8 protein-coding genes are annotated in these 7,602 nt (G+C 46.0%); 6 read left to right on the top strand and 2 right to left on the bottom strand.

Annotated features, from left to right (window positions below; all coding sequences use genetic code 11):
* Together QUA50_RS10770 and QUA50_RS10765 are read right to left on the bottom strand one after the other, a co-directional pair.
* Window positions 1–1,054, bottom strand: a 1,054-nt coding sequence (locus QUA50_RS10770; RefSeq protein ID WP_333262958.1) for a serine/threonine-protein kinase, incomplete at its 3' end; no start/stop codon positions are given.
* Between the two features lie 541 nt (window positions 1,055–1,595).
* Entirely contained in the window at window positions 1,596–1,745 is a 150-nt protein-coding gene (locus tag QUA50_RS10765) for an isochorismate synthase (RefSeq protein WP_333083725.1), read from the bottom strand.
* A gap of 108 nt (window positions 1,746–1,853) precedes the next feature.
* Between QUA50_RS10765 and QUA50_RS10760 the strand changes: the two genes are divergently transcribed.
* The 6 genes from QUA50_RS10760 (at window position 1,854) to QUA50_RS10735 (ending at window position 7,583) form a co-directional block, all read left to right on the top strand.
* Window positions 1,854–2,216, top strand: coding sequence for a hypothetical protein (locus tag QUA50_RS10760; RefSeq protein WP_333299459.1), 363 nt, complete (start codon window positions 1,854–1,856; stop codon window positions 2,214–2,216).
* A gap of 30 nt (window positions 2,217–2,246) precedes the next feature.
* On the top strand, window positions 2,247–3,650 hold the full coding sequence (locus QUA50_RS10755; RefSeq protein ID WP_333262954.1) for a nicotinate phosphoribosyltransferase: 1,404 nt from the start codon (window positions 2,247–2,249) through the stop codon (window positions 3,648–3,650).
* Between the two features lie 315 nt (window positions 3,651–3,965).
* Entirely contained in the window at window positions 3,966–4,565 is a 600-nt protein-coding gene (locus QUA50_RS10750; RefSeq protein WP_333262951.1) for a nicotinate-nucleotide adenylyltransferase, read from the top strand.
* Window positions 4,526–5,275, top strand: a complete 750-nt coding sequence (locus tag QUA50_RS10745) for an NrtR DNA-binding winged helix domain-containing protein (protein ID WP_333262949.1) — start codon at window positions 4,526–4,528, stop codon at window positions 5,273–5,275. The genes QUA50_RS10750 and QUA50_RS10745 overlap by 40 nt, the downstream gene beginning before the upstream one ends.
* 70 nt (window positions 5,276–5,345) lie before the next feature.
* A complete protein-coding gene (locus QUA50_RS10740; RefSeq protein WP_333262946.1) occupies window positions 5,346–5,639 on the top strand; it encodes an isochorismate lyase in 294 nt (97 codons plus the stop codon).
* 87 nt (window positions 5,640–5,726) lie between these two features.
* Window positions 5,727–7,583 (top strand): NAD+ synthase, encoded by a 1,857-nt coding sequence (locus tag QUA50_RS10735; protein ID WP_333262943.1) that lies wholly within the window; start codon window positions 5,727–5,729, stop codon window positions 7,581–7,583.
* Window positions 7,584–7,602: the final 19 nt, after the last annotated feature.

The following is a 7,602-nucleotide window of genomic DNA, read 5'->3' as shown; positions in this document are numbered from 1 at the left end:
CTTGCCTGTGACTGCTGGTGGCACAGGCATCTTGCCTGTGACTGCTGGTGGCACAGGCATCTTGCCTGTGACTGCTGGTGGCACAGGCATCTTGCCTGTGACTGCTGACTGTTTCAAAAGCTGTTAGCAAACTATCAATTTCTCGCTCTCTGCCGTAAAGTTTTTGCGGAATTTGAAACCGATCGGAAATATCTTGAGATCCTAGTGGAAAAACTGATATATTGTTATTGCTGTGCAGTTGATTTAAACATTCTTCTAAATCGAGTTTAATGCAGATCGCACTTTGATACCGCTCCTCAGAATTTTTTCCCATCAACTTCATCACAATATCGGAAACAATTTGCGGAATTTCGGGATTCACCTGAGATGGAGATAAGGGCTGGTTAGCGAGATGACAGTGTACCAATTCCAGCACATCATTGGTGTCAAAAGGCAATTTGTTTGTCAGCAGTTCGTAAAAGGTAGCCCCCAGGGAATAAAAATCAGTGCGGTAATCTAGACTGCGATTCATTCTGCCGGTTTGTTCCGGCGACATATAAGCAAGAGTTCCCTCTAAAATGTTGGGATTTTTGATGGTGTAATTCTCGCGCGTTAACTGCGTGGAAATGCCAAAATCGATGATTTTGAGTTCGCCGCTAGCTGGATTGAAGACAATATTTGAAGGGTTAATGTCTTTGTGAATGATGTGGGCGCTGTGAATTTGTTGTAAACTTTCTGTGGTGGCGATCGCAATTCGCAAGAATTCTGCAATACTAAATTTTTGCTGGTGCATCCAAATTTTCAAGGATTCGCCGCCAAAATCCTCAACAAACATCACCAGCGTGTTTTGATATGGCTGCAAATCATAGGCTTTTATACAGCCACTCAGATTCAGAGATTGTGTAATTTTATACTCTGTGCGATAGCGGGCGAGTTCTTGGGGTGTGGGATAATTTTCTTTAAGGACTTTGAGGATGATGGGAAGACTGTCGGGTTGTCGGAATGCTCGGTAAACCAGGGAGTTTGGGCTTTCGTAGATGAGCTCTGTGACTTCAACGCCAGGAAGAGTCAGCATATTCAGCCTGCAGTCAACTTTGCAGTCGAACATAGCATAAATTGGCTCCTCACACCAGAGGTGCGTGAGCCATCAGTGGATTTTAGATTTTAGATTTGACTCCACATCTGAGATTTTAGATTTGAGAAGCCAAGACAGGTTTCCCAGTCAATACAGCTTGTTCGATAATATCAGCGGCGCGCTTAGTTCCAATCAACTATTAAGGGTGCTAGTTTTGTTTTTGATAAAATCGCTGAACCCACCCCAGTGCAACAAAAGGCTCTAGATTTGCTTGGTGTTTCTCTAACTTATACGCAGTAAACTGGGCGCCCGAATCTTTCTTTAAAAAGCTTACTCTACACTGAATATGCCTTTGTTTGGTAAATTGGGGAAGTTCAGTGTAATTGGTGATTGGTAATTGTAGCTTGGGTAAAACGAAGGGAAACCGCACATACAATTACTATTAACAGTCAAAAGTTAACAGTCAACAGTTAATTGTTAACCGTTGACTGTGAAACTGAATGCCTGTGCCGAACTCGCTAGAAACTGCCGGAATGGCTGTTCATTCTTTGGATTTAGAACTTTTGGATAGCTTACCCTCAAAAGGTTGAACTCCACTATTTGGATAGTTGTCATCGCTGGGGCTAAAAATCCGCACCGCTGCTTCCGAAACGTAACGCATCGCGTTGGTCAAAGATTTAGAAAGATTCATAGAATCTGCCTCTCTTATCTGAGTTCTGATACTTTTTATATTACTCTGATTTTTGGGTTGTGGATGAGCTTAGCAATATTTATTTGAATTACTTATTGGTCTGCAACAATGAAGCAAGCTGAAGGTTTGAGAAATAACGCATTTTTGGACGATCGACCTTTTGCTGGTAAATTATTTCCTCGCTCAACTCAAAAACTCGCGATCGCCCTCCCGACGCTCAGAAACCGGGTTTTCTCACTCTATTCAAAGGCTGCAACGAAATATTTTCGCAAAAAACCCGGAACGCTTGAGTGTTTGCGGTTAATTCCTGAGTTTGTTAAATTCAGTATTTATATTGATTTTACCATAATATTAATGTACCAATCAACCGAAATCCGCTATTCAAGGGCATATTCAGGGAATTTTTCGACAAATATCTGCAATCTTCATCAAATATTTACAAAAAGATATGGTGTTTGTCACTATAATTAAAAGAAAGAACTTTGTCCGGGGTTTTTTCTGATGAAAACTACCACAGAAAGCCTGCAGCTCACAGGTTTTGACGAAATCTTAGAAGACCGGGAACTGACGGTTTCTTCAGCAGATTACAGCCTTTTGACCGATCTCTACCAGCTAACGATGGCCGCTTGTTACGTCGGGGAAGGGATCGACGGGCGGGCCGCGAGTTTTGAATTGTTCGCGCGCAGGCTGCCAGAAGGTTTTGGCTACGCGATCGCGATGGGTTTGGCTCAAGTTATCGATTATTTGGAAAAATTTCGGTTTTCGCCGGCGCAAATTCAGGCTTTGCAGTCCACTGGAATTTTTGTCGGTGCAGGAGAGCGATTTTGGACTTTACTCGCCACAGCCCGCTTTACTGGCGATGTTTGGGCGGTGCCGGAGGGGACGGCGGTGTTTGCCAACGAGCCGCTGCTGCGAATTGAGGCTCCTCTGTGGCAGGCTCAGTTGGTGGAAACTTATTTGTTGAATGCCGTAAATTATCAAACTTCGATCGCGACGCGGGCAGCGCGGCTGCGGGATGCGGCGGGCCCGGAGGCTAAGTTGCTGGAATTCGGGACGCGCAGGGCTTTTGGGCCTCAAGCTGCTGTTTGGGCGGCGAGGGCGGCTTTGGCTGCGGGATTCGACGGAACTTCTAATGTTTTGGCTGCTTTGAAGTTGGGCCGCAAACCTGTCGGTACGATCGCCCATGCTTTGGTAATGGCTGTTGCTGCCCTCGAAGGCAGCGAGAATCAGGCGTTTGCAGCTTTTCACCGCTATTTTCCGGGGGCGCCGCTGCTGATCGATACTTATGATACTGTGGGGGCGGCGCGGATGTTGGCCGATCGAGTAAACAGCGGTGAAATGCAGTTGGAAGGCGTGCGGCTGGATTCGGGCGATTTGGCGGTGCTGTCGCGGGAAGTTCGATCGATCCTGCCTGGGGTTCCAATTTTTGCTAGCGGCGATTTGGACGATCGAGAAATTGCTAAATTAAAAAGTAGCGGTGCTTGCATTGACGGTTACGGTTTAGGAACCAAGTTGGTCAGCGGTTCCCCTGTCAACGGTGTTTATAAGTTGGTGGAAATTGACGGAATTCCGGTGATGAAAGAGGCAAGCGGCAAGGTAACATATCCAGGAAGAAAGCAAATTTTTAGACATATTGAAAATGGGCAAATTCTCGGAGATTGTTTGGGATTGTCGGGAGAAACTCTTCACAATTGCGATTCTTACTTACCATTAATGGAGTTGGTTGTCAAGGACGGCAAACGAGTGCAGAACCAGGAAAGTTTGGACGATATCGCCAAACGAACTGCTGCTTCTGTTGCCAGTCTTCGACCCGAAACTCGCCAACTTGACAACCCGATTTCGCCGTCAGTGGAAATTTCTACAGATTTGCAGAGTCTCACCCAAAAAACGAAAAAGAGTCAGTAGTTATTAGTCAGTGGTTATTGGTGCTAACTTAAGACTAAAATCCATGATAAATCTCGCTTCCAGCTTAGCCTCGATCCCCCTAAATCCCCCTGATTGTTGGGGAGTAGGGGTTGACTTTGAGAGCTGACAGTCCCCTCTTTTTTGAATGGAGACTTTGCTCGATCCAGTCCCCCCCTTTTTAAGGGGGATTAGGGGGTAGCGAGGGGTTAATTATCAAACAGCAGGCTGGAACTACGTTTGATATTAATTTGACACGCTTTGGTCATTAGTATGTAGTTCAATTCCCCATTCCCAATTACCCATTACCGATTCCCCATGCAGAAGATTGCTCTTTTTGGAACCAGTGCAGATCCGCCAACAGCAGGACACAAAACAATTCTGAGTTGGCTTTCGCAACATTTTGATTGGGTAGCAGTTTGGGCGTCGGACAATCCTTTTAAGTCGCACCAAACTTCTCTAGAACACCGATCGGCAATGCTGCTGTTAATGATTCAAGAAATTAATTCGCCCAGACACAATCTTTGCTTGCATCCAGAACTCAGCAGTCCGAGGACTGTGGAAACTGTGGAACAAGCAAAATTGCTGTGGCCGGATGCAATTTTGACGCTGGTAATAGGTTCGGACTTGGTGGGACAATTGTCTCGCTGGTACAAATTTGAACAATTATTAAAACAAGTAGAGTTGCTGATAGTACCGCGACCCGGTTATCCGTCAGAACAGTTAGATTTGTGGCAGTTGAGGCGGATGGGTGCAAAAGTGGCGATCGCATCTTTGAGTGCTCCCAATGTTTCTTCTACTTCCTATCGGGAAACAGGAGACAGGGAAGCTCTGACTCCGACCATCGAAGATTACATCCATAGGGAGCATTTGTACGCATGGCACGAGGCACAAAAAAGAGCGAGGGTTGCTCATTAGCTGACTTTAAAGTAGGAGTAGATAATGTTATTTTTTCCGTCGATACCGTGCAGAACCGCTTGTTGGTGCTGTTGGTAATGCGGCCAGACGAACCGTTTATCGATTCTTGGAGTCTTCCCGGTACTTTGGTGCGGCACGGAGAGTCTCTTGAAAATGCGGCTTACCGGATTTTGTCTGAGAAAATTCGGGTAAAAAATTTGTATCTGGAGCAATTGTATACTTTCGGAGAACCGGGGCGCGATCCTCGGGAATTTACCAGGGGCGATCGCTATCTTTCGGTGAGTTATTTTGCTTTGGTTCGCTTTGAGGAAGCTGAGTTAATTGCTGGGAGTGTAGTGGCGGGTGTGGGCCACCGCGTCGGCGGCATTGCTTGGTATCCCGTGCAACAAGTTCCTAAGCTGGCCTTCGATCACAATCAAATTCTCGAATACGGATACCGGCGACTGCGTAACAAACTTGAATACAGCCCGGTAGCTTTTGAAGTGTTGCCGGAACTTTTTACTTTGAGCGATTTGTATCAACTTTATACAACTATTTTGGGGGAAAGTTTTTCGGATTATTCTAATTTTAGAGCTCGATTGTTGAAATTGGGTTTTTTGTGCGATACCGGTGTTAAGGTTTCGCGCGGGGCGGGCCGCCCTGCTAGTTTGTATCGCTTTGATGCGACCGCTTTTGCTCCTTTAAAAAATAAGCCTCTGGTGTTTATATAGCTGTTTATTGGATGACATTCGGGGAGCAATTTAGTAACATGAGAATAGAAGCTATTAAGGAGTACGGACTATGAAAGATCCAGATGAATGCGCTAATATTCACGAAGTTCGGGAGGAAATTGATATCATCGATCGAGAAGTGATCGAGGCTTTGAGCAAGAGATTTCAATACGTCATCGCTGCAGCAAGGTTCAAAACGAGTGAAGCTAGCGTTAAATCGTTCGATCGCTTTCACGATATGTTACAGCAGCGGCGCGACTGGGCTCAACAATCGGGTTTGAACCCTGATGTGGTTGAAAATATTTACCGGGATTTGGTAAATTATTATATTGAGGAAGAGTTGAAACATTACAAATCCAAGTAATCTTTCGCTACATTCAAATCTAGGACTATAGGAAAGTAAGTCCGCGCGGGCGGACTGTTAGCAATATTTATTAAGTGATTTGGGAATATGAAAATTGCGATCGCACAACTCAATCCTACCATTGGTGATATCTTTGGCAACTCCAACCTAATTCTGGAGGCTGCGAAAAAAGCTGAGGTTGAGGGCGCAAACTTATTGCTAACACCGGAACTTTCCCTGATCGGTTATCCGCCGCGCGATTTGTTAATCAATCCGAGTTTCATTGCAGATGCAGGTGCACAGTTGCAGCAACTGGCGCAAGCTTTGCCGCCGGAGTTGGCAGTCATAGTCGGCACTGCCTTACCTAATGCTAATGCTGTTAAACTCGGCGGAAAACCATTGTTTAATAGCGCTGTTTTGTTGCAAAATGGCGCCGTCAAACAAGTTTTTCATAAACGCTTGTTGCCTACTTATGATGTATTTGATGAAGATAGATATTTTGAGCCTGGAGAAAACAGCAATTACTTTTCTATTGGCGAAGTCAAAATCGGCGTGACAATTTGTGAAGATTTGTGGAACAATGAGGAGTTTTGGGGTAAACGCAGTTACGCGGGCGATCCTGTTTCCGATTTGGGAAAATTGGGCGTAGATTTAGTGGTGAATTTGTCGGCATCGCCTTATTCTGCTCTGAAGCGGAGAGTGCGATCGGCGATGTTGCAGCACAGCGTCATCCGCTGCGGGATACCGATTATTTACGCTAATCAAATAGGCGGAAATGACGATATTATTTTTGACGGCAGCAGTTTTGCTGTGAATCGAAAGGGTGATTTAATTGAGGTATTAGCTTCTTTTGAAACGGATTTTGCGGTGCTGGAATATGACGCAGCTAAACAAGATTTAGTGGGCAGCGGCGGGAACGGGCAAGATGCCCGTTCCACAACTGATTTGGGATTAGGTGAAGGACGCCAAAAACTAGGTTCGATCGGCAGTGGCGTTGGCAGCGGCGGGAACGGGCATCTTGCCCGTTCCACAACTGATTTGAGTTTTCATCCGGCAGAAGGAGATGCCGAAATTTGGGCGGCTTTGGTTTTGGGAGTGCGAGATTATGTCCGCAAGTGCGGTTTTTCTAAGGTTGTACTCGGTTTGAGTGGCGGGATAGATTCGGCTTTGGTGGCTGCGATCGCCAGTTGCGCGATCGGGCCCGAAAATGTTCTAGGGGTGTTGATGCCTTCTCCTTATAGTTCGGATCATTCGGTTAATGATGCTTTGGAATTAGCCCGAAATCTGGGCATCGCGATCGAAATGTTGTCGATCGGCGATTTGATGAAAACTTACGATCGCACTCTCGCCGATTTGTTTGTCAACACAACTTTCGGCATTGCTGAGGAAAATATTCAATCGCGGATTCGAGGCAATCTGTTGATGGCAATTTCTAATAAGTTCGGACATTTGCTACTTTCGACTGGCAATAAGTCGGAAATGGCGGTGGGTTACTGCACCCTCTACGGCGATATGAATGGGGGATTGGCGGTGATTTCCGATGTGCCGAAAACTCGCGTTTATTCGCTTTGTAGGTGGCTGAATTCTGGCGGATATGTAGGGGCGGTGCCCCCGTGCCCGCCCTCTCCCTACCCACCCCCATGCCCGCCCCTGGGAAAGGAAATTATTCCGGTTAATATTATTACTAAACCGCCTAGTGCTGAACTGAAGCCTGGACAAATTGACCAAGATTCTTTGCCGGATTACGATGTTTTGGATGACATCTTGCAGCGGTCGATCGAACATCACGAATCGGTTCAACAAATTGTCGCTGCTGGACACGATGAAGCCGTGGTTAAACGTGTAGTAAAATTAGTCAGGCAAGCGGAGTTTAAGCGGCGGCAAGCAGCCCCAGGTTTGAAAATTAGCGATCGAGCTTTTGGTACCGGTTGGCGGATGCCGATCGCCAAATCTTCCTTCTATTAAACCCATCCTTAAACGCAAA

The organism is Microcoleus sp. M2_D5 (assembly GCF_036701935.1).
Lineage (GTDB): Bacteria > Cyanobacteriota > Cyanobacteriia > Cyanobacteriales > Microcoleaceae > Microcoleus.
Note: the sequence above shows the minus strand (reverse complement) of the source record. Positions and strands in the feature narration are given on the sequence as shown.